This is a genomic window from Vogesella indigofera, assembly GCF_028548395.1.
Classification (GTDB): domain Bacteria; phylum Pseudomonadota; class Gammaproteobacteria; order Burkholderiales; family Chromobacteriaceae; genus Vogesella; species Vogesella indigofera_A.
In genome coordinates this window covers 902,608-927,705 of record NZ_JAQQLA010000004.1, presented here as the reverse complement: position 1 = coordinate 927,705, position 25,098 = coordinate 902,608, and the positions used below count along the sequence as shown (strand labels likewise).

The following is a 25,098-nucleotide window of genomic DNA, read 5'->3' as shown; positions in this document are numbered from 1 at the left end:
CATGTTGTCAGTTTTGGTTTTCCGCAGCTTCCATGATGCGCTGGCCCTCGGTGATCAGTTGCTGACCTTCGCCGCTATCGCGGTTCTTTTTCAGCAGCCATCCCAGGTTGTTCATGGCCTGTCCGACGGCATAATGTTTTGCTCCCAGTGCCTGCTGTAGCACTACCAAGGCCTGTCTGTAGTACTGTTCCGCTTCCATGGCCTTGCCCTGGTCTTGAAGGCAGTCAGCGATGGCGCGTAAGGTTCTGCCCGTCTGGTCAAGAGAGTCTTCGCCATTCCGTTGGGTCATGGCCAGAGTGGCTTGCAACTGCGCCATGGCTTCGTCGAAACGCTTTTCCTTGCGGTACAACCAGCCCAGCATGCGCATGCTGCGAGTCAGGCTGGGGTGGTCCGGGCGCAAGACATGCTGCTTGATACGGATGGCTTCGATCATCATGGGTTCGGCCTGTTGGTACTGACCGGGAACCATGTGATTGAAGCTCAGGTTGTACAGGCTTTCTGCCACAGGGTAACTGTCATGCCCTGCCAGTTGTTCGCGTATTTGCAGTGCTTGCTTCAGCAGCTTCTCGCTTTCAGACATCTGGTCTTGCATGCCCAGGGCAACTCCCAGGTCATTCAGTGTCTGGGCAACGTCCAGATGCTGCTCCCCCAGTTGCTGCTGACGCGTAGCCAGTATGCGCCGGTAGAGTTTGCTCGCCGGCTTTGCCTGCTGCAGGTCCATATAAACGGCAGCCAGTCCATCTTGTACTTCTGCCTCGAGCAGGCTGCCGGGGGAAATCTGGCGGTTGTCCTGCAGCAAGGCCTTGAACATTTGTTCCGCCTGAGCGGGTTGGCGGTGTTCCCGGGTGGCGTTGGCCAGATCGATTTGCGCACGTAATTGGCCAGTGGAGTCATCTGCGGGGAGTTGCTGCAATGCTTGGCTGGCCTGTTGTAGTGCCAGTTGGTAGTAGCCGTCCTGCAGCAATTGTTTGATGTCTGCGGCCTGTGCGGGCAGTGCCAATGGCATACATAACAGCAGACTGAATAAAACGCTTTTCATGCGATGCCCCTTCGGTTGGAGCCAGCATGGTGCCGCAAAATATGCCGGCGGGGAATATGGCTTTGTAATGAAGACGTACCCGCCACAAAAGGTTGGCCGCATCGCTGCGGCCAACCTTTATCGTTTCAGCTGGAGCAAAACCGGCTTACACCTTGTCGTACAGCTTGCCGCCGCCTTTCACGAACTCGATCGATTTCACTTCCATACCCTTCTGCAGCGCGTCCTGTTCGCTGATGCCCTGTTTGGCGGCGAATTCGCGCACATCTTGCGTGATCTTCATCGAACAGAAGTGCGGACCGCACATCGAGCAGAAGTGCGCCACCTTGGCGCTGTCTTTCGGCAGCGTCTCGTCGTGGAATTCGCGGGCCTTGTCCGGATCGAGGCCGAGGTTGAACTGGTCTTCCCAGCGGAACTCGAAGCGCGCCTTGGACAGCGCGTTGTCGCGAATCTGCGCGCCCGGATGGCCCTTGGCCAGATCGGCGGCGTGCGCGGCCAGCTTGTAGGTGATGATGCCTTCCTTCACGTCATTCTTGTTCGGCAGGCCCAGGTGTTCCTTCTGCGTCACGTAGCACAGCATGGCGGTGCCGTACCAGCCAATCTGCGCTGCACCAATCGCACTGGTAATGTGGTCGTAGCCCGGTGCGATGTCGGTGGTCAGCGGCCCCAGGGTGTAGAAAGGCGCCTCGTGGCACCACTCCAGCTCCTTGTCCATGTTCTCCTTGATCAGCTGCATCGGTACGTGGCCGGGGCCTTCGATCATCACCTGCACATCATGTTTCCACGCGATCTGGGTCAGCTCGCCCAGCGTCTTCAGCTCGCCCAGCTGCGCGGCGTCGTTGGCGTCCCAGGCGCTGCCCGGGCGCAGGCCGTCGCCCAGCGAGAAGGCCACGTCGTAGGCCTTCATGATCTCGCAGATGTCCTCGAAGTGGGTGTACAGGAAGTTTTCCTGGTGATGCGCCAGGCACCACTTGGCCATGATCGAGCCGCCACGCGACACGATGCCGGTCATGCGTCCGGCGGTCAGCGGTACGTACTGCAAGCGCACACCGGCGTGGATGGTGAAGTAATCGACGCCCTGCTCCGCCTGCTCGATCAGGGTGTCCTTGAAGATTTCCCAGGTTAGGTCTTCGGCCTTGCCGTTGACCTTTTCCAGCGCCTGGTAGATCGGCACGGTGCCGATCGGTACCGGGCTGTTACGCAGGATCCATTCGCGGGTTTCGTGAATGTTCTTGCCGGTGGACAGGTCCATGATGGTGTCGGCGCCCCAGCGGATGCCCCAGGTCATCTTGTCCACTTCTTCGCTGATCGACGACGTTACTGCGCTGTTGCCGATGTTGCCGTTGATCTTCACCAGGAAGTTGCGGCCGATGATCATCGGCTCGGATTCCGGATGGTTGATGTTGTTGGGGATGATGGCGCGGCCGGCGGCGATTTCCTGGCGCACGAATTCCGCGGTGATGGTGTCCGGCAGGTTGGCGCCGAAGCTGTGGCCGGGGTGCTGGCGGGTCATCAGCTCCAGCAGGCGGTCGTTCTTGCCGCCGGCCGTTTTCAGGCTCTCGACATACGCCTGGCGGTTGAGGTTTTCGCGGATGGCGACGTATTCCATCTCCGGGGTGATGATGCCCTGCCGCGCGTAGTGCATCTGGCTGACGTTGCGGCCAACCTTGGCGCGGCGCGGTTTGCGCTGCAGGTTGAAGCGCAGGTCGGCGAGCTTGGGGTCGGCTTCGCGCTGGCGGCCGTAGTCGCTGGACAGGCCGGCCAGCAACTCGGTGTCGTCGCGCTCGGCGATCCACGCCGCGCGCAGCGGGGCGAGGCCGTTCTGGATATTGATCTGGGCTTGCGGGTCGCTGTAAGGGCCGCTGCAGTCGTAGACGTAGATCGGCGGGTTCTGCTCGCCGCCGAACTGGGTCGGGGTGTCGGCCTGGCTGATCTCGCGCATCGGCACGCGGATGTCGGGGCGGCTGCCCTCGACGTAGATCTTGCGGGAATTCGGCAGCGGCGCGATGGCGGCGGCATCGACCACCATCTGTTGGTTGGGCTTGTGGCTATCGGGTGTGGCAGGCGCGTTCATCGGGCAGGTTCTCCAAGGCGATGAAACGGCGCAAGGAGCGGCCCGGAAGATCCGGCTGCAGGCAGGCCGCCGTGCTGCGGAACGGATGGCAGCGGGCGGTGTCTGGCAGATTACGCTTCCCTACGCCGGTATTATCCGGGTCAGGTTCGAAGGGTGACTCTCACCCACTGCGGCTGCTGTCCCCGCCGGCGCCTTGGCGCGGATGGTACACAAGCCGGAGCAGGACCCCTAGCGATGCTGTGAAGGTAAGGTAAATGTGGGATAATCGCAAGTTAGCAATCGTGCGGACGATTGCGAAAGCTCGGTTGTCGCAGCCCGGTTTTCAGAGTCGTCCTTGATATTGTCTTGAATCCAAGCCGGAGTTTCCGATGAATTTCGAACAAGCCCGCTTCAATATGGTTGAGCAACAGATCCGTCCGTGGGACGTGCTCGACACCTCCATTCTCGATCTGCTGTTCCACGTGAAACGCGAAGATTTTGTCGGTACCGACAAGCGTGCGCTGGCCTTTGTCGACACCCAGCTGCCGCTGGACAACGGCTGCACCATGCTGGAGCCGAAAGTCGAAGCCCGCCTGGTACAGGACCTGCAGGTGAAAGCCAGCGACAAGGTGCTGGAAATCGGCACCGGCAGCGGCTACCTGACCGCACTGCTGGCCGCCGTCGGTCAGCACGTGTACAGCGTCGACATCGACGCGCAGCAGCTGCAGCAGGCTGCGGCCAACCTCAAAACCGCCGGCATCAAGAACGTGACGCTGAGCCAGGGCAACGGTATTGACGGCCTGGCGGCGCAGGCGCCGTTCGATGTGATCTGCGTCGGCGGTTCGGTACCGGTGGTGCCGGAAGCGCTGAAGGCGCAGCTGGCTGTCGGCGGCCGCATGGCGGTAATCGTCGGCGACGCGCCGGTAATGGTCGCCAAGATCATCACCCGCGTGTCCGAAACCGCGTATCAGGAAAGCGTCAGCTTCGACACCAATATCGCGCGCCTGCAGCAGCTGGACGCGATCGAACCGTCGCGCTTCAGCTTCTGATGATCCGCGAAATCAACGCCCGCGAGCTGGCCGACTGGCTGGCCGACGCTTCCCGCCCGCAGCCGGTGCTGCTCGACGTACGCGAGGACTGGGAGTTCGCGCTGTGCCGCATAGCCGGTTCGCGCCAGATTCCGATGAACCTGATCCCACTGCGCCACAACGAGCTGCCGGATGACACCCCGGTGGTGACCATCTGCCACCACGGCGTGCGCAGCTACCAAGTTGGCCTGTTTCTGGAGAACGCCGGCTTCGAGCAGGTGCTGAGCCTGCGCGGCGGCGTGGCGGCGTGGGCGGACGAGGTCGAGCCGGCGATGGCGCGCTACTGAGCCGACGTGGGCCGCAAGCAAAGCCGTTCCCTGTGGAGCGGCTTTTTTATTGGCACCGTTGCCGGCCCGGCATGCCGTCACGCGCGGGTCTTGGCGTGTCTGGCGCGGTGTTGGTAGCCGCTATTGCTGCCGCGGGTTCGGTGGCCGCAATGACTCGCCTGCCCGCTGGCGAGCCCTGAATTTTTCGTGATTCCGATGGTTAACAACATGACTTATCTCGCCCCCGCCCTTGCCGCCCTGCCTGCAGCCTGGCAGCAGGTGCTGGCAACGCCGGCCATCAGCGCACAACTGGCTGCGATCGACGCAAAACTGGCGGAGCGCGCCGCCGCCGGCGCGGTGATCTACCCGCCGCGCGAGCTGGTGTTCAACGCGCTGCGCCACGTGGCGCCGGCCGACATCCGCGTGGTGATCATCGGCCAGGACCCGTACCACGGCGCCGGCGAGGCGATGGGGCTGAGTTTCTCGGTGCCGGACGGGGTGAAGATCCCGCCCAGCCTGCGCAACATCTACAAGGAACAGCTCAGCGACCTCGGCCTGCCGCCGCCGGCCAGCGGCAACCTGACGCACTGGGCGGCGCAGGGCGTGCTGCTGCTGAATGCCTCGCTGACGGTGGAAGCCGACCGCGCCGGCAGTCACGGCAAGCTCGGCTGGCAGCCGGTGACCGACGCGCTGATCGACGCGGTGAACGCGGCCAATCCCGGCTGTGTGTTTCTGCTGTGGGGCAACTGGGCGCACGGCAAGGCCGAGCGCATCGATGCCGCCCGCCACTGCGTGCTGAAGGCGGCGCACCCGTCGCCGCTGTCGGCCAGCCGCGGCTTTCTCGGCTGCCGCCATTTCTCGCAGGCCAACCGGTGGCTGGCCGAGCGCGGCCGCGGCGAGATCGCCTGGGGTGGCGCGGTGGCTCAGGGCGGGCTGTTCTAGCTCGCAGGCTGCGGTCAACGTTGGCCGCAACGGCGCCGCGTCGCTTGGCGGCCCGGATGGCCAGCGGCTGAGACGGCGTTCACCGCGCAGCCGGCGTGCTGACCCCGGTCACGCCGCCGCTTGCGTGTTGCCGCGCGCGCTTGGCGCCGGCGTTCACAGGCAGCTGGTCGCCGCGTCCAGGATGTAGCCCTCGCCGCGCACGGTGCGGATCAGGTGCGGGTTGCGCGGGTCGTCCTGCAGCTTGTGGCGCAGGCGCGAGATCAGGATGTCGATGCTGCGGTCGAAGGCGTCGACGGTACAGCCGCGGGTCAGGTCCAGCAGCAGCTCGCGGTCGAGGATGGTGCGCGGCCGCTGCAGCAGTACCGACAGCAGGCGGAATTCGGCGTTGGACAGCGGGATCACCACGCCCTGCTTGTCCTGCAGCTGGCGCAGGCCGACGTTGAGGCGCCAGTCGCCGAACTGGATCTGGCGTGGCGGCTTGTCGCTGCCGTGGCTGGCGGCCGGCTGGCGCCCGGCCTGGGTGCGGCGCAGCACCGAGTGGATGCGCGCCACCAGCTCGCGGATGTCGAACGGCTTGCTGACGAAGTCGTCGGCGCCGACTTCCAGGCTGATGATGCGTTCGATCGGCTCGCCGTGGGCGCTGATCATCAGGATCGGCACCGCGGACTGGCTGCGGATCTCCTTGCACAGCGTCAGCCCGCTTTCGCCGGGCAGCATCAGGTCGAGCACGATGACGTCGAACTGGCGGCTGGCCATCGCCTCGCGCATGGCGCGGCCGTTGCCGACGCCGACGCAGCTCATTGCGTAGCCGTGCAGGTACTGGCAGATCAGGCTGCGGATGTCTTCGTCGTCGTCCACCACCAGCACGTGCAGCATGACAGACGCGGCGCCGGGGGCGACGGTAAGGGCGGGACTGCTGGAAATCATGGGTATCAGGGCCTGCGCCGGAACTCGATCGCGCCAGCTTAAACAGCGGCTGCAACGCCGGTGTGTGCGTTGTGTACGGGAATGGATACAAAGCGGCAAACTGCCCGCTACATCGCCGCGCGTAGACTACCGGCTGGCTCTCCCTCATGCCGCCGCGCGCGGCCGTCCCCATGCCCCACTCCTGCCCGCCTTTCGTCCGCCTCGGCCTGCTGCTGGCCTGCGCCAGCCTCGGCGGCTGCATCACCATCCAGGCGCTGCCCAACCCGGTGCGCGAGGTGTTCACCTTCGGCTTTTCCACCGCCACCGAGATGCAGGCGATGGCGGAAAAGGAACGCCAGGTCAGCGAGCGGCGGCTGGCACCCTACCCGCAGCTGTGCATCGAATGGAACGAACGGGTGACGGTACCGGACTTCCTGCGCGTGGTGGAGGACGGCCTGCGCCGTCGCGGCGTGGCCAGCCAGGTGTACGCACCGGGCACCCTGCCCGCCGGCTGCGTGGTGCTCAGCTACGCCGCCAGCCGTGCCTGGGAACAGGATTTTGCCTACATGAGCCACGCCACGCTGGCGCTGCGCAAGGACGGCAACGTGCTGGCCAAGGTGGAGTATGAGCCGCGCCGCCTCGGCTTCGACAAGTGGGCCAGCACCGAGGCCAAGCTGATCTTCCTGCTCGACCAGCTGCTGTTCAGCGGCGGCCCGCGCGACGTGCGCTAGCGGCCTGCGGCCAACCTTGTGCGCAGAACCGGTGCACGATTTGTCGCGAATGGCTGCCAATGGAGCGATACGGCGTTGAAAACGGCGCCGGAATGCGTGTTCCTATCTGGAGCAACGTCGCTTCATCCGCCGTGTTCGCCCTGTCTCGCGTGAGCGCGCGAGATCGTGACCCCGCGCTCAGTACAGGCTGACCGCGGCGCCGAACAGCAACTGCACCCACGCCAGCACGCCGGCGTCCAGCGGCATGTTCTGGTTGACCTGGTCCAGCCGCGCGTTGATCACGTACTTCGACGAGATGCTGTTGCCGGGCTGGATGTGGTTGCCGTTGACGATGCCGGAGAAGCGCAGCACGCTCTGCTTGCCGTTGACCAGCACCGCCTTGTCGCCACCGACCACCAGATAGCCGTTGGGCAGCACGTCCAGCACCGACACCATGATGTTGCCGTTGACCTTGTTGCTGTTCTTGACGCTGCTCTGGCCGTTGTCGTTGATGCTGTAGTCGGAGTCGACATCGACCTCGAACAGCTGCTTGATCAGCCCCGGCATGGTGTGCAGCGCGCCGGGGCCGTTGATGCTGGTGGCGCCGCTGGCCTTGTCGTTCAGCTGCCGGCTGCTGCTGCTGCTGACGTCCTCCTCGATGGTGACCACGATGCTGTCGCCGACGTGCTTGGCGATCTGGGTCTCGAAGAACAGCCGCGCGGTGGCCGGGTTGAAGATGCCGCCGCCGCTGTCCTGTGCCAGCAGCGGTCGCAACTGCGGGTAGCTGCTGGTCGGCAGCTGCACCACCGACGGCGTGGTACAGGCCGCCAGCAGCAGCGGCAACAGCAGGGAGATGACACGGTGCATGGCTCGGATCCGGCAAATTTGACCCCACCATTCAAGCATGCCGCGGTTGTCGCATTACGGCGCTTTCGTTTCCGCCAGCAGCAAGTTGGCTACATATCGCCAACAATGGCGACATTTGCCCGCGACTGGTGCCGGCGCCGGCCGCCCGCTGCCGGGCGGCGGCGGTGCGCATGCTAAAATGCGGCATCGACAGCCACCCGCGAGTATCCCCATGCGTATCGGAACCCCTCTTTCCGCGTCGGCCCGACGCGTCATGCTGCTGGGCAGCGGCGAACTGGGCAAGGAAGTGGTCATCGCCCTGCAGCGCCTCGGCGTGGAAACCATCGCCGTCGACCGCTATCCCGACGCGCCGGCGATGCAGGTGGCGCACCGCAGCCACGTCATCAATATGGCCGACCCCGCCGCGCTGCGCGCGCTGGTGGAAGCCGAGCGGCCGCACCTGATCGTGCCGGAGATCGAGGCCATCGCCACCGAGGAGCTGCTGCGCATCGAGGCCGACGGCCTCGCCGAGGTGATCCCCACCGCGCGTGCCGCCAACCTGACCATGAACCGCGAAGGCATCCGCCGCCTGGCCGCCGAGGAGCTGGCGCTGCCGACCTCGCCGTACGCCTTTGCCGCGAGCCAGGCCGAGCTGCAGGCGGCCATCGCCGCCGGCATCGGCTACCCCTGCCTGGTGAAGCCGGTGATGTCGTCCAGTGGCAAGGGCCAGTCGCTGCTGAAGGGTCCGGCCGATGTCGCCACCGCCTGGCAGTACGCAGTCAGCGCCGGCCGCGTCGACAAGGGGCTGGTGATCGTCGAGGGCTTCATCGACTTCGACTACGAGATCACCCTGCTCACCGTGCGCGCCAGTGACGGCGCCGGCGGCATCGCCACCCACTTCTGCGCCCCGGTCGGTCACCTGCAGCAGCGCGGCGACTACATCGAAAGCTGGCAGCCGCAGCCGATGTCGCCGCTGGCGCTGCAGCGCGCGCAGGACATGGCGGCACAGGTCACCGCCGCGCTCGGCGGCCGCGGCCTGTTCGGCGTCGAACTGTTCGTCAAGGGCGACCAGGTGTGGTTCTCCGAGGTCAGCCCGCGGCCGCACGACACCGGGCTGGTGACGCTGGCCAGCCAGATCTACAGCGAATTCGAGCTGCACGCGCGTGCCATCCTCGGCCTGCCGGTGGACGTCACGCTGCGCGATGCCGCGGCGTCGGCGGTGATCTACGGTGGCCTGGACGAAGCCGGCATCGCCTTCGACGGCGTCGCCGAGGCGCTGGCGGTGCCGGGCGCCGACCTGCGCCTGTTCGGCAAGCCGGAAAGCTTCGAGCTCCGCCGCATGGGCGTGGCGGTGGCGCGGGCGGACGATGTGGACACCGCGCGTGAACGGGCGCGGCTGGCGGCGGGCAAGGTCAAGCCGGTCAGCGGCAACTAGGCGTTGCGGCCAACGTTGGCCGCACGCGGTAGCACAGCATCAACAAGGAGTGACAGACAGCATGAATGAAGAATTGCGGATTGAAGATCTGCTACCCGGCGACGGCAAGGCGGTGGTCAAGGGCGCACTGATTACCACCCAGTACCGCGGCTGGCTGGAGGACGGCACCTGCTTCGATTCCTCCTACCAGCGCGGCAAGCCGTTCCAGTGCGTGATCGGCAGCGGCCGCGTGATCAAGGGCTGGGACCTGGGCCTGATGGGCATGCGCGTCGGCGGCAAGCGCAAGCTGTGGGTGCCGGCCCACCTCGCCTACGGCGAGCGCCAGATCGGCGCCCACATCACACCGCACTCCAACCTGATCTTCGAGATCGAGCTGCTGGAAGTGCTGACCCGCGACGACTGAACGCCGTGGCGCCATGAAAAACACCCCGCTACCGGTGTCCGGTCGCGGGGTGTTTTGCCGTGTGGCGGCCTGCGGCCAAGGTTGGCCGCAGGTAGCGGTGTGCGGAGTATGATTCGTGACTATCTTCGGTCGCAAATCATACCGGCGGTTTAGGGGGCGGTGCTTGCCGTCTGCCGCCGGGCGGCAACAAGCGCCGGGTGGGGTGCGATGTGATTTCGTGACAGCCGAGGTCACGAATCACACTGGCCGCTCAGAACTCGACGGTCACCTTCTTCGCCCCCATCGCTTTGGCGCGGGCGATCAGCTGTTCCAGCGTGGCGTCGGCCAGCAGGATGCCGGGAGCCAGCGGCGCGGCCGGCTGTGCCGTCGTGGCGGGGGGCACGGCCACGGGCGGTGTCACCGGCGGTGGTGGGCTGGTGGCGGCGCTGGCGTTGTCGGCCAGCAGGGCCGCCAATACCTTGCTCAGTCGTTCGTAGGCTTCGCGGCTGGGCTTGATGTTGCTGCCGTCCTGCGCCTCGTAGCGCTGGATGGCGGCGGTGGACAGTCCGACCTGGGCCGCCAGCGCGGTGCGCGACAGCTGCAATTGCTTGCGGATGGCTTTCAGCGCCGGGGCAAATTCGGCACTTTCAAAGTCGGGCAGTACGGACATCGCGCTCTCCAGCAGATCAGGAATAAGCGTTGATCATACACAGGATGCACCGGTTAATACAATAAAACATACAGTCAGCGGCGACATGGCCGGGTGTGTGTATGGTGTTTGCCACATTTGGTATATAAATCATACATAACTACTACGGTTCTACCGATTAATCGGCGTTTTATCAATAGCTTGTGCGTTGTGTGTGATTTGCTGCAAAAACACGATCACACCATGATCACACAGGCAATCCGTGGGCAACTCCGTGCGATAGTGTTGCTTGTATGATTGTGTGAAATGTATGTCGTGCCCTGTTCATACCATGGTGGCGGCCGGGTGTGGCGCGCTGCTGCCACTGATGACGGGGGCGGTATGCTGCTGGCGCGATCGATGACAGGTGACGCGGCGATGTGGGGCAGACCGGTGGCAGCCATGGCCAGCCGCCACCGGCTGACAATGGCTGCTCACTCCTTGATCGTGCCCGGTACTGACGCGGCCGGCGCGCCCAGGCTTGGCCGCGACACCGGCGGCCGCTCAGGCCGCGCAGCCGTCCAGTGCCAGCAGCAGCTCGTCGATTTCCTGCAGGTGGGTGTCGTCGTGCGCGACCATGTCGGCGACCAGCTCCGCCAACGTCAGCCGCTGGCGGCCCTCCCAGACGCCGATGCGGGCCTGGGCCTCGGCGTCGCAGCCCTGCAGCAGCACCAGCAGCTCGCCGCGGGCACGGACCATGCCGCTGGCCGCCTGCGCGTAATCCTGGGCCTGGTAGTCGCGGGCGATGGCCCACTCGCTGCCGTTGACGCCGTGCAGCAGTGGCTGCGGCTGTTCGAGGATGGCGCGCACGCGCGGGCGGAAGGCGTCGTCGTCGAGATCGCGCAGGTGGCAGAGGTGTTCCAGCGCGGAGAAGCCGATGCCGGCCGGACGCGCGCGCTGGCGTGCCGGTGGCAGTTCCGCCAGCCGCTGCAGCACCTGTTGCGGCATCGCGGCGAGGCTGGCCAGCAGCTCGGCAAAGCTGCGCGGCTGCGGCAACGGCGACCACACCGCGCCGTAGCTGAAGTAGCCGCCCGGCACCCGTCCGCGCGGGCGCAGCAGCTGGTGGCCGTGGCGACGCATCACGTCGCCGACCATGGCGCCGCAGAACTGGCGTGCGCTTTGGTCGGCGGCGACTTCGGCGAACTTGTGCTGTAGTTCGTGGACGATGGCCGTCACCGCCGGAATGCCGGCGCGCGACAGCGCCGCGTATTCGAGGTAGCGCTGCGGGGTGTCGATCAGCTGTTCCAGCTGCTGGCCGAGGGCGCTGCGGCGGAACTGGTCAAAGCGGTTGTGCATGGTTATGGCCAAATAACGTATCAATTTGCTACGTTACTGGCTAGTGGCCGCCACGGCAAGCCGTTTCTGCCGCGCGCAGTCGCTGCTGACCCGGCTGGGCCGCGCGCCAGCGCTGCGCGCCGCTGGCGATGCCGTCAGGCGTGCGGCCAACCCTGGCGGCGGCTGTCGCGGCGCGAGCCACGCCCGATCGCGCCCCCGCCGCATCGTGCCGTACCGTGCGCGCCCGGCCGTGGCCCGGCGCTACAGCGTGCGCGCCAGCGCGATCATCTGTTCCATGCAGCGGCCCCAGCCGTCGTGAAAGCCCATGTCGGCGTGGGTCTGGCGGTCGATGGCGTCCTTGTGCAGCACGCGCGCGTTGTAGTGGGTGCCGCCGTTGGCCAGCGCGTCAAAGCTGATTATGGCGGTGAAGAACGGCTTGCTGGCGGGGCGGAAGCCCGGCTGCAGCGCGTCGCTGAACACCAGCCGCTGCTGTGGCACGATGTCGAGGAAGCAGCCACTGGTCGGGTAGCGGGCGCCGTCCGGCGCCTGCATCACGGTGCGGAACACGCCGCCCGGCTGCAGCTGCATCTCGCACTCGGGGGTGGTCAGCGGCGCCGGTGCCCACCACTGTTGCAGCAGCGCTGGGGTGGTCCACACCCGCCACAGCAGCGCCGGCGGCAGCGCGATGTCGCGGCCCAGTTCCAGGTCCAGGTGTTCGTCGAAGGGTGGCAGGGTCATGATGGCTCCTTGATCAGGCGCCTGCGGCCAACGTTGGCCGCAGGCGCGGGTTCAGACGTGCGGGAAATCCGGGTTCCACGCCACTTCCCACAGGAAGCCGTCGGCGTCGGCGAAGTAGCCGCTGCGCCCGCCCCAGAACGCGTCCTGTGCCGGCTTGACGATGTGGCCGCCGCGGGCGGCGACCTTGGCCAGCAGCGCGTCCACCTGTTGCGCGCTACGCACATTGTGCGCCAGCGCAAAGCCGGGAAACGCCGCCGGCGGGCTGTCCGCCACGCCGGCGTCGGTGGCCAGCGCCGTGCGCGGGTACAGCGACAGCCAGGTGTGGCCGAGTTCGAAAAAGGCGACCCCGGCGCCGTCCGGCATCGCGATCTGCGGCAGCTGCAGCACGTCGCGGTAGAAGGCGGTGGCGCGCGCCAGATCGGCGACGCCGAGGGTGACAAAGCTCAGTCTTGCTTCCATGCGTGGTACTCCTGATGCCAGGGCTGGCTCATTTGCTGTTGCAGATGCCGACGCGCCGGCTCGCCGACGGCGGCGTGGTGCAGGAAGGCATCCAGCGAAATGCCGTCCGGCCACGGCGTGTCGTTCTGTTGTATAGCCTGCATCCGGTCAACGCGAAAATGGCGATAGTCGCGGCGCAGCAGGCACCACGCCGCCAGCGTCCAGCGGTCACCCCAGAAGAACAGCCCCAGCGGCGCCAGCGTGCGGCAGCTGGGCTGGCCGGCCTCGTCGCGGTAGTCGATGGCGAGGCAGCGCCGCGCGTGGATGGCGGCGGTGATGCCGCCCAGCCGTTCGCGCGGGTAGCCGTGGTGGCGCGCGGCAAACAGCGGTGCCGGCGCCAGCCCGGCGGAGCCGAGCACGGCGTGGATCTTGGCCAGTGCGCTGGCGGCGGCGTCGGCGGTGGCGTGGTCGGCCCACGCCGCCAGCATGCGGGCGCCGACTTCCAGCGCCGACAGCTCGGCCGCGGAAAAGCTCAGCGGCGGCGGGGTGAAGCCGGCTTCCAGCCAGTAGCCCTCGCCGGCCTCGCCGTTGAGCGGCGCGCCGCTGGCCATCAGGTCGGCCATGTCGCGGTACACGGTGCGCGGCGACACCTCCAGCCACTGCGCCAGCTGCGCCGCGGTGGTGCGGCGGCGGCCGCGCAGCAGCAGCAGGATCTGCAGCAGGCGATCGGCGCGGCGCATGTCAGCCGCCGTCCTGCTGCCGTGCCAGCCGGATCACGGCGCGGATGGCGGTGCGCGCCTGCGGGCTGTTGCCCCAGCAACTGCTGCGCAGCATGAGGCCGATGCGGCGGCACAGTTCGGCTTCGTCGCCGTCGCGCAACTGCGCCAGCGACTGGTAGCCCAGCTGTTCCAGCCGCGCGATCACGGTGTCGCCGACGCCGTGCAGCGCGCGCATGGCCTGTCGTTCGTGTCCGGGAAAAGCCATGCTCGCTCCTGATGATGAATGAATGGCAAGGATAAACTGCGGGCCATGTCGGCGGGGCGTTTTGTCAGGCGATGCGGTGGTAGAACGCCAGCAGCGCGCTGCCGGGGGCGATCAGGCTGAGAAAGTGCGCACCGTGCGGATCGTCCGGCCACAGCTGGCACAGCGCGACGGCGCGTTCGCGGCTGTCGGCCAGCACCAGGTCGACATAGCTGTCGTCGTCGCCGCGCCACAGCGTGTGGCTGACAAAGCCGGGCTGGTGGCGCAGCAAGTGCTGTTCGACTGCCTGTGCGGCTTGGCGCAGCGTGTGTTCGCTGACGCCGGGGCGCAGCTGGAAACTGGCGAATTCGAGCCCGCCGACAGGGGGGAGTGAGGTAGTCATGGTGTGGGGCTTTCGTCAAAAAGGGGGTAGGCCGGCGCTGGCGGCAACGCGGCCGGCAGGACCGCCTGCATCGCCGCGGCAATCAGCTGGAAATCGGCGGCGCTGATCTGCAGGTGGCCGAAACGCAGCGGGTAGCCCCAGCGTGCCGGGTCGGTGATGAAGGCCAGCTGCGTGAGCAAGGGCCGGATCGGCGCCGCTTGTGCGGCGACAAAGGCGACATCGCGCCGCCACGGCCGGAAGTGTTCGCCCATGCTGACGCGGTACGGCGCGCCGGCGCAGACGGTGCCGATGGCGGTGAAGGCCTGGCACGGTGTTTTGCCGCCTAAGACCTCGACCGGCGAGTAGTACACCAGCCCGTCGCCGGCCGCCATGCGCGCCAGCGGTGCCGCCTTGCCGTGACACAGCTGGGCAAAGCCGCCGGCCACGCCGCGGCCAACGTGTTCGCGGCAGGCGACGCCGATCCAGTAGCGCCGGCTCATGGCGCGTGGTGCAGGCCGATGTGGTTGCCCTCGCTGTCCTGGAACAGCGCGATGTCGCCGTTGCCGTCCGGCAGCGTCAGCCGTGGCTGCAGGATCACGCCGCCGGCGGCCTGGATGCGCGCCAGCAGCGCGTCCATGTCCGGGCCGCCGTCCAGGTAGACGCGGGTGCCGGCGCCGCCGGCCTGCAGCCGCGGGCTGGCCATGATGCAGCCGGGGTGCTCGCCGCCGGCGAGGCGGAACACGGCGATGCGCTCGCCCATGAAGGGCTCGACGTGCAGTTCCACGTGGAACGTCTCGCGGTAAAAGGCGACCGCGCGCTCGAAGTCGGTGGCGGGAATTTCAAACCAGTGAACAAAGGCAGACATGGTGTGGCTCCGGTAGCAGGTTGGCGGCAGAGTTTGCCGTTGCCCAGTATCGCAACCGGCTGCTGACAGCCTGCTGTCAGTAGTCTTTTGTCATGGCGAAATTATTTTTGCCGGCGGCGGCCAGCGCGAGTGTGGTTGTCGTGTCGTGCGCGGTTGGGTGCCGTCCCCGCCACGGCAGCGGGTGTCACGGCGGTGCGGGAGGGCGGGAGCATGATGATGGTGGTCGCGGGCAGCTACGCCGCCCGCTTGCTGGCGGCACCTTCGCGCCCCGCCGGCGCGTGGCTGCGGTGTGCCTCAGCCCTGGCGCAGGCGGCGGTAGAAGGTGCTGCGGCTGATACCCAGCGCGCGCGCGGCGGCGCTGGCGTTGCCGCCGTGCTGTTGCAGCAGCTGCGCCAGCTGCCCGCTGGCGGCGCTGGTCGCCGCCGGATGGTGTTCGCGCAGGGTGTCCGGCAGATGAGACAGCCCCAGTTCGGTGCCGTCGTCGACCAGTGCCAGCAGCGTCTTCAGCAGGTTGTCGAGCTGGCGCAGGTTGCCCGGCCACGGGTAGCGGCGGATGAAGTCGGCCAGCGCCGCCGACAGTGTGACGCCGCGCCGCGCGCCGCCGTGCTGCGCCAGCAGGTTGGCCGCAATCTGCGCCACGTCGCCGCGCTCGCGCAGCGGCGGCAGTCGTAGCGGATAGTGGCCGAGGCGGTAGTAGAGGTCGGCGCGGAAGCGGCCGGCGGCGACTTCGTGCTCCAGGTTGCGGTGGGTGGCGGCGACGATGCGCACGTCCACCTTCTGGCCGATGCCGCCGCCCAGCGGCACCACCAGCCGCTCCTGCAGCACGCGCAGCAGCCGCGCCTGCAGGCTGGCCGGCATGTCGCCGATCTCGTCGAGGAACAGGATGCCGCCGTCGGCCTCGCGCAGACGGCCACGGGCGCCCTGCTTGCGCGCGCCGGTAAAGGCGCCCTCCTCGTAGCCGAACAGCTCGGCCTCGATCAGCCCTTCCGGAATCGCCGCGCAGTTGACCGCCACCAGCGGCGCGCCGGCGCGGCTGCTGGCGGCGTGCAGCGCCTGCACGAAGCGCTCCTTGCCGACGCCGGTTTCACCCAGCACCAGCACCGGGATGTCGGCCTCCAGCAGCCGTTGCCCGCGTTGCAGCAGCCCGTCCGGCAGCGCGCCGGCGTCGTTGCGGCCAACCTTGCTGTCCGCCGCCCGGCCGGCACGCGCGGCGGCGTGCTCAATCGCTGCCGCGGTGGGCGCCGCATGCCGCGGGGTGGGCGGCAGCAGCCGCGCCGAATACAGCTGGCCGCCGTGGCGCAGCGAGGCGACGCCGATGTCGTGGCGGCTGAGCCAGTGTTCCAGGCTCTGCCCGGCCAGCGCGGCAAAGCGGCTGTGGCCCAGCGCCGGCCAGTCCAGCCCCAGCGCCGAGAGCGCGGCACGGTTGGCCGCGCGCAGCACGCCGTCGTCGTCGAAGCCCAGCCGCCCGCAGCGCGGCGTGGTCAGTGTGGCGGCGTCGGGCGCGAAGCGCAGCTCGAACAGCGCGCCGGCCTGTTCGTCGAACAGGCGCTGTTCGATGTGGCGCACCGCCGCCTGCACCTGCTGCTGCTGCGCGTCGCCCAGCTTGCGCGGCAGGCCGGAGACGTCGACCACCCCCAGTAGCTCGCCCTGCGGGCTGACGATGGCGCCGGCGGTGCAGGACAGCTGGCGGTTGCGCTCCAGGTAGTGCTCGCTGCCGCGCACCCGCACCGGGCCGCCGAGTACCAGCGCGGTGCCGATGGCGTTGGTGCCGCGCACGTCCTCGCGCCAGTCCATGCCCGGTAGCAGCGCCACCCGTTCGGCGCGGTCGAGAAAGGCCGGGTGCCCCATCTGGTCGAGGATCACGCCGTGGCGGTCGGCGACGATCACCACGTGGCCGTCGTCGACCACGCTGTCGAACAGCGCGTCGATCGCCGGTCGCGCCAGCTGCAGCCAGTCGGCGTTTTCCTGCTGCCGGCTGCCGAGGCTGGCGGCATCCAGCTTGTCCGGCAGCCGCAGCCGCGCCGCGGACAGGCCGAGGCCGAGGCAGCGCCGCCACGAGTGCAGGATCGGGCCCGGCACGCTGTTGTCGGGCAGGGTTTCGCCCTCGAAAAAGCGGCGGCGGATTTCGGCTAGCGGCAAGGACGACATGGTGGCTCCGGCTTGTGTCAGTGTGTCGCGACAGGTGTGTCATGCTGCGACAGCGGCGCTCGGCTCGCTCCGCCGATTATGCGCGCCCGGGGGCGGCGAACAAGCGCTAAAAAAACAGCGCCGCTGGCGCGCTGCAGCATCGACACGCGGCGGTGGCCGGTTTTGCAAGGTTGGCCGCACGCTGCGGTGCAGCATCAGAAAACGCTGGCACGCGCCGTGCACTGTTGCAGTCACACCCGCTTGAGGTGAGCCAAGACAACAGGAGAGAGACGATGAGCACCATTACCCCGGCCCAGTACGGCCTGAACCTGAAATCCCGCTACGACAACTTCATCGGTGGCCGCTGGTTGCCGCCGGTCAATGGCCGCTACTTCGAAAACCTGACCCCGGTCACCGGCAAGGCGCTGTGCGAGATCGCCCGCTCCGACGAGGCCGACATCGAGCTGGCGCTGGACGCCGCCCATGCCGCCAAGGCAGCGTGGGGCAAGACCAGCGTGGCGCAGCGCTCGCTGATCCTGCTGCGCATCGCCGACCGCATGGAGCAGCACCTGCACACGCTGGCGACGGTGGAAACCTTCGATAACGGCAAGCCGATCCGTGAAACGCTGGCCGCCGACATTCCGCTGGCGATCGACCACTTCCGCTACTTTGCCGGCTGCATCCGCGCGCAGGAAGGCAGCCTCGGCGAGATCGACGCTACCACCGTCGCCTACCACTTCCACGAGCCGCTGGGCGTGGTCGGCCAGATCATCCCGTGGAACTTCCCGATCCTGATGGCGGCGTGGAAGCTGGCGCCGGCACTGGCCGCCGGCAACTGCGTGGTGCTGAAACCGGCGGAACAGACGCCTCTGTCGATCCTGATCTTTGCCGAACTGGTTGGTGATTTGCTGCCGCCGGGGGTGCTCAACATCGTCAACGGCTTCGGCACCGAGGCCGGCAAGGCGCTGGCCACCAGCAAGCGCATCGCCAAGATCGCCTTCACCGGTTCCACCCCGGTCGGCCGCCTGATCATGAACTACGCCAGCCAGAACCTGATCCCGGTGACGCTGGAGCTGGGCGGCAAGTCGCCAAACATCTTCTTTGCCGACGTCGCCGCCAAGGACGACGCCTTCTTCGACAAGGCGATCGAGGGCTTCGTGATGTTCGCGCTCAACCAGGGCGAGGTATGCACCTGCCCGAGCCGCTCGCTGGTGCACGAATCGATCTACGACCGCTTCATGGAGCGCGCGCTGAAACGCGTGGCGGAGATCAAGCAGGGCAACCCGCTGGACCCGTCCACCATGATCGGCGCGCAGTCGTCGCAGGAGCAGATGGACAAGATCCAGAGCTACCTCGCCATCGGCAAGGAAGAAGGCGCCGCGGTACTGGCCGGCGGCAGCCGAGCCCACCTCGGCGGCGAGCTGGAAGACGGCTACTACATCCAGCCGACGGTGTTCCAGGGCCACAACAAGATGCGCATCTTCCAGGAGGAAATCTTCGGGCCGGTGCTGTCGGTGACCAAGTTCAAGGACACCGAGGAGGCGCTGCACATCTCCAATGACACCCTGTTCGGCCTCGGCGCCGGGGTGTGGACCCGCGACATGAACACCGCCTTCCACATGGGCCGCGGCATCGAGGCCGGCCGGGTGTGGACCAACTGCTACCACGCCTACCCGGCGCACGCGGCGTTCGGCGGCTACAAGCAGTCCGGTATCGGCCGCGAAACGCACAAGATGATGCTCGACCACTACCAGCAGACCAAGAACCTGCTGGTCAGCTACAGCGAGGACAAGCTCGGCTTCTTCTGAGGCTGAGCCCGGCCGGCGCAGGCCGGCCTGTATCACCGGCGCGGCGGCGGGCTGCCTGCCGCCGCGTCGTACCGTCACACCTGAACGCTGGCGCAGCACGCACCCACTGCCAGCGGTCGCAGATGAACCGTAGCCGGGCCGCAGTGTTGCGGCGGGCAGAGCCAGACAAAGGGATTACCTACCATGACGACTACCACTTTCTTCATTCCGCCGGTCAACCTGATCGGCGACGGCTGCCTCAACGACGCGCTGCAGGCGATCCGCGGCTACGGCTTCCGCCACGCGCTGATCGTCACCGACGCCGGGCTGGCGCGTGCCGGCGTCGCCGCCAAGGTCGCCGCGCTGCTGCAGGCGCAGGATATCGAGGCCACCATCTTCAGCGGCGCGCAGCCGAACCCGACGGTGGCCAACGTCGAGGCCGGCCTCGCGCTGCTGCGCGAGAAACGCTGTGACTGCGTGATCTCGCTCGGCGGCGGCTCGCCGCACGACTGTGCCAAGGGCATCGCGCTGGTGGCCACCAACGGCGGCCACATCGGCGACTACGAGGGCGTCGACAAGTCGGCCAAGCCGCAGCTGCCGCTGATCGCCATCAACACCACCGCCGGCACCGCCAGCGAGATGACGCGCTTCTGCATCATCACCGACCAGACCCGCCACATCAAAATGGCCATCGTCGACCGCAACGTGACGCCCATCCTGTCGGTGAACGACGCCTCGCTGATGCTGGCCAAGCCGGCGGCACTGACCGCCGCCACCGGCATGGACGCACTGACCCACGCCATCGAGGCCTACGTGTCCACCGCCGCCACCCCGATCACCGACGCCTGTGCGCTGCAGGCGGTGCGGCTGATTGCGACCAACCTGCGCACCGCGGTGCGCAACGGCCAAGACCTGCACGCCCGCGAACAGATGGCCTACGCCCAGTTCCTCGCCGGCATGGCCTTCAACAATGCATCGCTCGGCTACGTGCACGCGATGGCGCACCAGCTCGGCGGCTTCTACGACCTGCCGCACGGGGTGTGCAACGCGCTGCTGCTGCCGCACGTCGAGGCCTTCAATGCCAGCGTCGCCGCCGGCCGGCTGGCCGATGTCGCCGCCGCGATGGGCGAGGATGTCGCGGCGCTGGATGCCGCCGCCGCCGCCGAGTGCTGCCTGGCGGCGATCCGCCGCCTCGCCGCCGACATCGACATCCCGGCCCGGCTCAGCGAGCTGGGGGTGCAGGAAGCCGACATTCCGCTGCTGGCCGCCAACGCGCTGAAGGACGCCTGCGGCCTGACCAACCCGCGCCCGGCCAGCCAGGCCGAGATCGAGGCCATCTTCCGCCAGGCGCTGTAACCCGCCCTCCTGGCACGGCGCCGCGGCGGCAGGGCTCCCTCCCGCTGTCGCCGCAGCGCTGCTGCCTTGTCCTTGCCCGTCTGATGTGTCGCAACACAGACGGGTTTTTTTGGGCCTATCATTTCGATGTCATGGCCGGCGCGGTACCCCGCCCGCCGGCCGCTGCTGCCACCCCCCGGTGGCCTGAGCGCCCCCAACCGCTGGAGTCCGCATGTCGTTTTTCCGTAACCGAACCCCCCGTGCGCACGCTGCCGCCAGCGCCGTCCCGCCGCTGCAGGTCGTGCGCAGCGACAGCCACAGCTATGAAGCGGCGCTGGCCGCCAGCGCCAGTCCGCGGGTGCGGCTGGTGCTGGGCTACGTCAACCCGTCCGCCAACCTGGAACAGATCGGCCGCAGCATCGCGCGCCATTTTCCGCAGGCGAAGATGCTGCTGACCACCACCGCCGGCGAGCTGTGCAGCCGCCAGGCCGGCGACGCGCTGTACCTGCCGGCCGACGGCCAGTGGCAAAGCATGGTGTTCCAGCTGTTCGACGAGGCGCTGCTGGCCGGGGTGCACATCGAGACGGTGGCGCTGGCCTGCGACGACATCAAGGCCGGCGCCCCGGTGCTGAGCCACGCCGCGCGCATCGCGCGGCTGCAGGAGCACGTTGGCCGCATCCGGCTGCCGTTCGCGATGCGCCACGACGAGGGCTTCGTGCTGACCCTGGTCGACGGCCTGTCCAACAGCGAGAGCTACCTGCTGGAGGCGCTGTACGAATCCGGCAAGCTGCCCTACCTGTTCGTCGGCGGCTCCGCCGGCGGGCCGCTGGATTTCTCGATGACGCGGCTGTACGACGGCCAGCAGGTGTGCGACGGCCATGCGGTGTTCGCCTTCATCAAGCTGGCGCCGGCCTACCGCTACGGCGTGTTCAAGAGCCAGAACTTCGAGGACAGCGGCAGCCACTTCACCATCGCCGAGGCCAGCACCGAGCTGCGCCGCGTGCACTCGGTGATCGACGAACACAGCGGCGAGATCCGCAACGTGCTCGACGCGCTGGCCGCGCACTTCCGCTGCCCGCGCCAGCAGCTGGCGGCCAAGCTGCAAAGCCACAGCTTCGGCATCAAGATCAATGGCGAGCTGTTCGTGCGCTCGGTGCTGGCGGTGAACGAGGCCGGCGGCTACCTGCAGTTCGCCTGCGACCTCGCCTTCGGCGAGCAGCTGCACCTGCTGCGCAGCACCGATCTGGCCGAGCACACCCGCCGCGATTTTGCCACCTTCAGCGCCGGCAAACCGGCCGCGGTCGGCGCCATCCTCAACGACTGCATCCTGCGGCGGCTGAACAACGCCGGCGCGCTGGCGCGTGCCAACGTCTACGGTGACATCCCCGTTGCCGGTTTTTCCACCTTCGGCGAGCTACTCGGCGTCAACATCAACCAGACGCTGACCGCGATCTTCTTCTACCCGGCGACGGCGGAGTTCAGCGACGATTTCGTCGACCGCTTCCCGGTGCACTACGCCAACTTCAAGAACTACTTCTACCGCCGCGAGCTGGCGCGCGCGCAGATGACCGGGCAGATGAAGAGCCGCGTCATCGCCGAGCTGAACGGCTACAAGCACTTTGCCGCGCAGCTGATGGCCAGCCTGCCGCTGTTCCGCGATACCACCACCGAGCTGGTGTCGCATCTGGGCGTGATCGAGCACGACATCCACCGCTTTGGCAGCGAGATCCAGCGCGGTGCGCAGACCGCCGGCACGGTGACCGCACGCATCGTCCATCTGGAAAAGGATGCGCAGCAGATCGGCGAGGTGATGCAGATGATCAAGAAGATCGCCGAACAGACCAACCTGCTGGCGCTGAACGCCGCCATCGAAGCCGCCCGCGCCGGCGAGGCCGGGCGCGGCTTTGCCGTGGTCGCCGACGAGGTGCGCAAGCTGGCCAACACCACGCAGTCGAACCTGGACGCCACCGGCGGCGCGGTGGACAACGTGATGAACGGGGTGCGCGATGTCGGCGGCGACGTGCGCGACATGGGCAGCCAGGTCAGCGGCTTTGCCGGCGAGATGGGCAAGGTGGTCGGCACCCTGCAGCAGCTGGCCGCCACCTCGCAGCACAGCAAGCTGCGCGTGGACGAGATGCTGGGCCAGACCGAGGCGCTGTACGAAAAAATGCGCGCGGTGGACAAGGAGCTGGACGCGATCCTGAAGCTGGAGCAGCAGTAAGCCTGGCGGGCGGCAGGGCCTGGGCGCCGGTGCTTGTGTGACGGTGTGTGACCGGCTTCACAAACCTTAACCAGCGCCTGATTGACGCTGGCATGAGGTGGCCGTTAGCCTTGCGGCCATCCTGGCAGGGCGTGTGTTCCCCTGCCGCCCTGCGCCGCGTTGTTGCCGGCGCCCTGCCGCAAGGAGTCCGCATGAGCCTGTCCCGCTATTCCGCCCTCATCTCCGCGGCGCTGCTGGCCGCCTGCGCCGCCACCACGCCGCAACCCGACGGCCGATGGAAGTCGGCCGGCGACAGCGAGCCGCCGATCGAACTGGAACTGAAAAACGGCCGCCTGTCGGTGTCCGGCGGCTGCAACCGCCTGTTCGGCACCGCCCGCGTCGAGAACGGCGTGCTGATCGTCGACCAGCTGGCCAGCACCATGATGGCCTGCGACGCGGTGTCGATGGCGCGCGACCGCGACCTCAGCCAGCTGCTCAACAGCCGGCCGACGGTGCGGCAGCAGGACGGCCACTTGTTGCTGGCCGGGCCGGGCAAGCAGCTGGAGTTGCGGCAGCAGGAGGATCTGTCGGCGGCGCCGACGCGGCTGATCTACGTCGCCGCCGAACGCCGGCCGTGCAGCGGCGTGGCGCCGATGCAGTGCCTGCAGGTGCGAGACAGCAAGGACGCGCCGTGGCAGCTGCACTACGGCGAGATCGAGGGCTTCCGCCCCGAGCCGGGCATCGCCTACCGCCTGCGCATCAAGGAAGTGAAGGTCGCCAGGCCGGCGGCCGACGCGCCGTCGCTGCGCTGGGTGCTGGACAAGGTGCTGGAACAGAAACTAGAACAGCAGCTGGTCGCGCCGTAAAGCGCGAGGTAGTTACATAAAAAACAGTGCGGCCAACCTTGTGCAAGGTTGGCCGCACTGTTTTGGCATCAGGAAAAACTCAGCGCCGCGCGATCAGCACGATGCCCATCCCGATCAGCAGCATGCCCAGCAGCTCGCCGCTGCCCGGCCATTCGCCGAGGCTGCCGGCGGCCATCGCCACCGCCAGCACCGGGATCACCAGCGCGTTGAAGCTGAGCGTGGACGCCGGCAGGCGGCGCAGCAGCCACAGCCAAGCCAGCCAGCCGACCGCGCTGGAGAACACGCCGGAGTAGATCATGCCCAGCACAAAGGCCGGCGACCAGTGGATGGCGGCGAAATCGGCGAACGGCAGCAGCAGCGGCAGCGGCGCGAGGCCGATCAGCGCCTGCCAGCCGGAGAAATTGAGGCTGTCGAGCTGGCCCTGCTGCGCGGTCTTCTTGGTCAGCACCGAGCCCAGCGCCCACAGCAGGCCGGCCAGTACCGCCAGCAGCATCGGCAGCACGCCGTGCAGCTGCCACGGCGCCACGATCAGCATCAGCCCGGCAAAGCCGGCGATCAGCGCCCGGCGCGCGTTGGCGGTGAACGGCTCCGCCAGCAGCCAGCGCGACAGCAGCGCCACCCAGAACGGCATGGTGAACACCAGTACCGAGGTGCGCCCGGCGGCGCCGGCCACCAGCGCCAGCGTCACCGTCAGGCCGTAGGCAAAGGTGGTGGTCAGCCCGACCTTGGCGGCCTCGCCCAGCCGCTGCGGGCGGATGCCGTGGCCGCGTGCCAGCAGCACGCCGAACAGCGTCAGGCTGCCGATGCTGGTGCGCAGGATCAGGTGCGTGATCGGCGTCGCCGCCTGCAGCGTCACCTTCATCACCACGTAGTTGTACGCCCACATCGTCACCAGTCCGGCAAACAGCGCGTAGGGCAGCCAGCGGCTGGTGGACAGCGCGGCAACATTGGCCGCCAGGCGGCGGGCGGGGTTGAGGGTGCTCATAGGAGGCTCCGGTGGCGGGCGTTTGCCCGATGCGATGCCTACAGTGTAGAAAGCCCGCCGTGGCCACTTGCTGCGTTATCATGCGCCACGGTGCAGCGACGCTGCTTTTGAACGGCCATTGACGCAGGATTCCTGAAATGCTGGATGCTTACGATCGCAAACTGCTTGCGCTGCTGCAGGAAGACGCGCGCCAGACCCACGACCAGCTTGCCGAGGCGGTCAACCTGTCGCCGACCGCGGTCACCCGTCGCCTGAAGCGGCTGCGCAGCGAGGGCATCATCCAGCGCGAGGTGGCGCTGGTCGATCCGGCGCTGTTCGGCCGCACGCTGCGGCTGGTGGTCAACGTGATGCTGCAGCGTGCGCAGGCACCGCTGGTGGACGCGTTCAAGGCGGCGATGGAAGCGGCGCCGGAGGTGATGGAGTGCTACAACGTGACCGGGCGGCCGGATTTCGTGCTGATGGTGCTGGTGCGCGACATGGGCGACTACGAGCGCTTCGCCCGCGCCCACCTGATGAACAACCCGCACGTGCGCGAGTTCGAGTCGCTGGTGGTGATCAATACCTGCAAGTACAGCACCGCGGTGCCGGCCGATCCGGGATGAGCGCCGCTGACAAAACCCCTGATCCTGCGTTGCGCCGCCTTGCCGTACGACTGGTACTGTCTGCGTCGGCGCGCCTTGGCTCAGGTGCGCTGCGAGGTTTTGTTAGCGGCGCTGAACGCGGCCCTGCAAATGAATGCGGCCAACCTTGATCAAGGTTGGCCGCAATGTTGTCGGGGCTGCGTTAAC

The 25,098-nt window shown here is 67.5% G+C and carries 26 protein-coding genes, 1 pseudogene and 1 riboswitch; of the genes and pseudogenes, 12 read left to right on the top strand and 15 right to left on the bottom strand.

Features of this window, described 5'->3' with window-relative positions; all coding sequences use genetic code 11:
• Positions 1-7: 7 nt before the first annotated feature.
• Positions 8-1,039, bottom strand: a complete 1,032-nt coding sequence (locus tag PQU89_RS10165; RefSeq protein ID WP_272765711.1) for a tetratricopeptide repeat protein — start codon at positions 1,037-1,039, stop codon at positions 8-10.
• 145 nt (positions 1,040-1,184) lie between these two features.
• Complete coding sequence (thiC, locus tag PQU89_RS10160; RefSeq protein WP_272765796.1) at positions 1,185-3,065, bottom strand: phosphomethylpyrimidine synthase ThiC; 1,881 nt, start codon at positions 3,063-3,065, stop codon at positions 1,185-1,187.
• A 145-nt stretch (positions 3,066-3,210) separates the two neighbouring features.
• Positions 3,211-3,350: riboswitch (TPP riboswitch) on the bottom strand.
• A gap of 128 nt (positions 3,351-3,478) precedes the next feature.
• Here thiC and PQU89_RS10155 point away from each other — a divergent pair.
• From PQU89_RS10155 to PQU89_RS10145, 3 genes are all read left to right on the top strand, one after another.
• Entirely contained in the window at positions 3,479-4,138 is a 660-nt protein-coding gene (locus PQU89_RS10155) for a protein-L-isoaspartate O-methyltransferase family protein (protein ID WP_272765710.1), read from the top strand.
• Positions 4,138-4,464 (top strand): rhodanese-like domain-containing protein, encoded by a 327-nt coding sequence (locus PQU89_RS10150; protein WP_272765709.1) that lies wholly within the window; start codon positions 4,138-4,140, stop codon positions 4,462-4,464. Before PQU89_RS10155 ends, PQU89_RS10150 begins: the two co-directional genes overlap by 1 nt.
• Positions 4,465-4,671: 207 nt before the next feature.
• The gene (locus PQU89_RS10145; RefSeq protein ID WP_272765708.1) at positions 4,672-5,385 is read left to right on the top strand and encodes a uracil-DNA glycosylase; all 714 of its coding nucleotides are present in this window, start codon (positions 4,672-4,674) and stop codon (positions 5,383-5,385) included.
• A 153-nt stretch (positions 5,386-5,538) separates the two neighbouring features.
• Here the strand turns inward: PQU89_RS10145 and PQU89_RS10140 are convergent, their stop codons facing one another.
• Positions 5,539-6,312, bottom strand: a complete 774-nt coding sequence (locus PQU89_RS10140; RefSeq protein ID WP_272765707.1) for a response regulator — start codon at positions 6,310-6,312, stop codon at positions 5,539-5,541.
• Positions 6,313-6,482: 170 nt separating this feature from the next.
• Between PQU89_RS10140 and PQU89_RS10135 the strand changes: the two genes are divergently transcribed.
• Positions 6,483-7,022, top strand: a complete 540-nt coding sequence (locus tag PQU89_RS10135; protein ID WP_272765706.1) for a hypothetical protein — start codon at positions 6,483-6,485, stop codon at positions 7,020-7,022.
• A 177-nt stretch (positions 7,023-7,199) separates the two neighbouring features.
• Here PQU89_RS10135 and PQU89_RS10130 read toward each other — a convergent pair whose 3' ends face one another.
• Positions 7,200-7,868, bottom strand: coding sequence for a flagellar basal body L-ring protein FlgH (locus PQU89_RS10130; protein WP_272765705.1), 669 nt, complete (start codon positions 7,866-7,868; stop codon positions 7,200-7,202).
• Between the two features lie 178 nt (positions 7,869-8,046).
• On the opposite strand from PQU89_RS10130, the gene purT reads away from it, so the two are divergent.
• A complete protein-coding gene (gene purT / locus PQU89_RS10125) occupies positions 8,047-9,282 on the top strand; it encodes a formate-dependent phosphoribosylglycinamide formyltransferase (RefSeq protein ID WP_272765704.1) in 1,236 nt (411 codons plus the stop codon).
• A gap of 61 nt (positions 9,283-9,343) precedes the next feature.
• Positions 9,344-9,685, top strand: coding sequence for an FKBP-type peptidyl-prolyl cis-trans isomerase (locus PQU89_RS10120; RefSeq protein WP_272765703.1), 342 nt, complete (start codon positions 9,344-9,346; stop codon positions 9,683-9,685).
• Positions 9,686-9,935: 250 nt separating this feature from the next.
• Here PQU89_RS10120 and PQU89_RS10115 read toward each other — a convergent pair whose 3' ends face one another.
• From PQU89_RS10115 to PQU89_RS10070, 10 genes are all read right to left on the bottom strand, one after another.
• Complete coding sequence (locus PQU89_RS10115) at positions 9,936-10,334, bottom strand: helix-turn-helix domain-containing protein (protein ID WP_272765702.1); 399 nt, start codon at positions 10,332-10,334, stop codon at positions 9,936-9,938.
• 522 nt (positions 10,335-10,856) lie between these two features.
• Positions 10,857-11,648 carry a DinB family protein gene (locus PQU89_RS10110; RefSeq protein ID WP_272765701.1) on the bottom strand — a complete coding sequence of 264 codons (792 nt, stop codon included), beginning with the start codon at positions 11,646-11,648 and terminating at the stop codon, positions 10,857-10,859.
• A gap of 240 nt (positions 11,649-11,888) precedes the next feature.
• Positions 11,889-12,365, bottom strand: a complete 477-nt coding sequence (locus PQU89_RS10105; RefSeq protein WP_272765700.1) for an SRPBCC family protein — start codon at positions 12,363-12,365, stop codon at positions 11,889-11,891.
• Positions 12,366-12,416: 51 nt separating this feature from the next.
• The gene (locus tag PQU89_RS10100) at positions 12,417-12,824 is read right to left on the bottom strand and encodes a VOC family protein (protein WP_272765699.1); all 408 of its coding nucleotides are present in this window, start codon (positions 12,822-12,824) and stop codon (positions 12,417-12,419) included.
• Positions 12,809-13,543 (bottom strand): helix-turn-helix transcriptional regulator, encoded by a 735-nt coding sequence (locus PQU89_RS10095; RefSeq protein ID WP_272765698.1) that lies wholly within the window; start codon positions 13,541-13,543, stop codon positions 12,809-12,811. Before PQU89_RS10095 ends, PQU89_RS10100 begins: the two co-directional genes overlap by 16 nt.
• Before the next feature lies 1 nt (position 13,544).
• Positions 13,545-13,787, bottom strand: a complete 243-nt coding sequence (locus PQU89_RS10090) for a recombinase RecA (protein WP_272765697.1) — start codon at positions 13,785-13,787, stop codon at positions 13,545-13,547.
• Between the two features lie 64 nt (positions 13,788-13,851).
• On the bottom strand, positions 13,852-14,166 hold the full coding sequence (locus PQU89_RS10085; RefSeq protein ID WP_272765696.1) for a hypothetical protein: 315 nt from the start codon (positions 14,164-14,166) through the stop codon (positions 13,852-13,854).
• The gene (locus PQU89_RS10080; protein ID WP_272765695.1) at positions 14,163-14,645 is read right to left on the bottom strand and encodes an EVE domain-containing protein; all 483 of its coding nucleotides are present in this window, start codon (positions 14,643-14,645) and stop codon (positions 14,163-14,165) included. The genes PQU89_RS10085 and PQU89_RS10080 overlap by 4 nt, the downstream gene beginning before the upstream one ends.
• Positions 14,642-15,010: a VOC family protein gene (locus tag PQU89_RS10075; RefSeq protein ID WP_272765694.1), complete on the bottom strand. Its 369-nt coding sequence runs from the start codon at positions 15,008-15,010 to the stop codon at positions 14,642-14,644. Before PQU89_RS10075 ends, PQU89_RS10080 begins: the two co-directional genes overlap by 4 nt.
• Positions 15,011-15,304: 294 nt before the next feature.
• On the bottom strand, positions 15,305-17,158 hold the full coding sequence (locus tag PQU89_RS10070) for a sigma-54-dependent Fis family transcriptional regulator (protein ID WP_272765693.1): 1,854 nt from the start codon (positions 17,156-17,158) through the stop codon (positions 15,305-15,307).
• A 272-nt stretch (positions 17,159-17,430) separates the two neighbouring features.
• On the opposite strand from PQU89_RS10070, the gene adh reads away from it, so the two are divergent.
• The 5 genes and pseudogenes from adh to PQU89_RS10045 all read left to right on the top strand — a co-directional run bounded on the left by adh (position 17,431) and on the right by PQU89_RS10045 (position 23,325).
• Positions 17,431-18,945 carry an aldehyde dehydrogenase gene (adh, locus tag PQU89_RS10065; RefSeq protein WP_272765692.1) on the top strand — a complete coding sequence of 505 codons (1,515 nt, stop codon included), beginning with the start codon at positions 17,431-17,433 and terminating at the stop codon, positions 18,943-18,945.
• Between the two features lie 183 nt (positions 18,946-19,128).
• Positions 19,129-20,280 carry an L-threonine dehydrogenase gene (gene yiaY, locus PQU89_RS10060; protein ID WP_272765691.1) on the top strand — a complete coding sequence of 384 codons (1,152 nt, stop codon included), beginning with the start codon at positions 19,129-19,131 and terminating at the stop codon, positions 20,278-20,280.
• 211 nt (positions 20,281-20,491) lie between these two features.
• Positions 20,492-21,664 (top strand): annotated as a pseudogene (locus PQU89_RS17160) (FIST signal transduction protein); the annotation flags it as partial.
• A gap of 159 nt (positions 21,665-21,823) precedes the next feature.
• On the top strand, positions 21,824-22,480 hold the full coding sequence (locus PQU89_RS17155; RefSeq protein ID WP_373322804.1) for a methyl-accepting chemotaxis protein: 657 nt from the start codon (positions 21,824-21,826) through the stop codon (positions 22,478-22,480).
• A gap of 191 nt (positions 22,481-22,671) precedes the next feature.
• Positions 22,672-23,325 carry an META and DUF4377 domain-containing protein gene (locus tag PQU89_RS10045; protein WP_272765690.1) on the top strand — a complete coding sequence of 218 codons (654 nt, stop codon included), beginning with the start codon at positions 22,672-22,674 and terminating at the stop codon, positions 23,323-23,325.
• Between the two features lie 79 nt (positions 23,326-23,404).
• Here the strand turns inward: PQU89_RS10045 and PQU89_RS10040 are convergent, their stop codons facing one another.
• Positions 23,405-24,310 (bottom strand): DMT family transporter, encoded by a 906-nt coding sequence (locus PQU89_RS10040; protein ID WP_272765689.1) that lies wholly within the window; start codon positions 24,308-24,310, stop codon positions 23,405-23,407.
• Positions 24,311-24,447: 137 nt separating this feature from the next.
• Between PQU89_RS10040 and PQU89_RS10035 the strand changes: the two genes are divergently transcribed.
• Positions 24,448-24,912 (top strand): Lrp/AsnC family transcriptional regulator, encoded by a 465-nt coding sequence (locus tag PQU89_RS10035; protein ID WP_272765688.1) that lies wholly within the window; start codon positions 24,448-24,450, stop codon positions 24,910-24,912.
• Positions 24,913-25,098 lie beyond the last annotated feature (186 nt).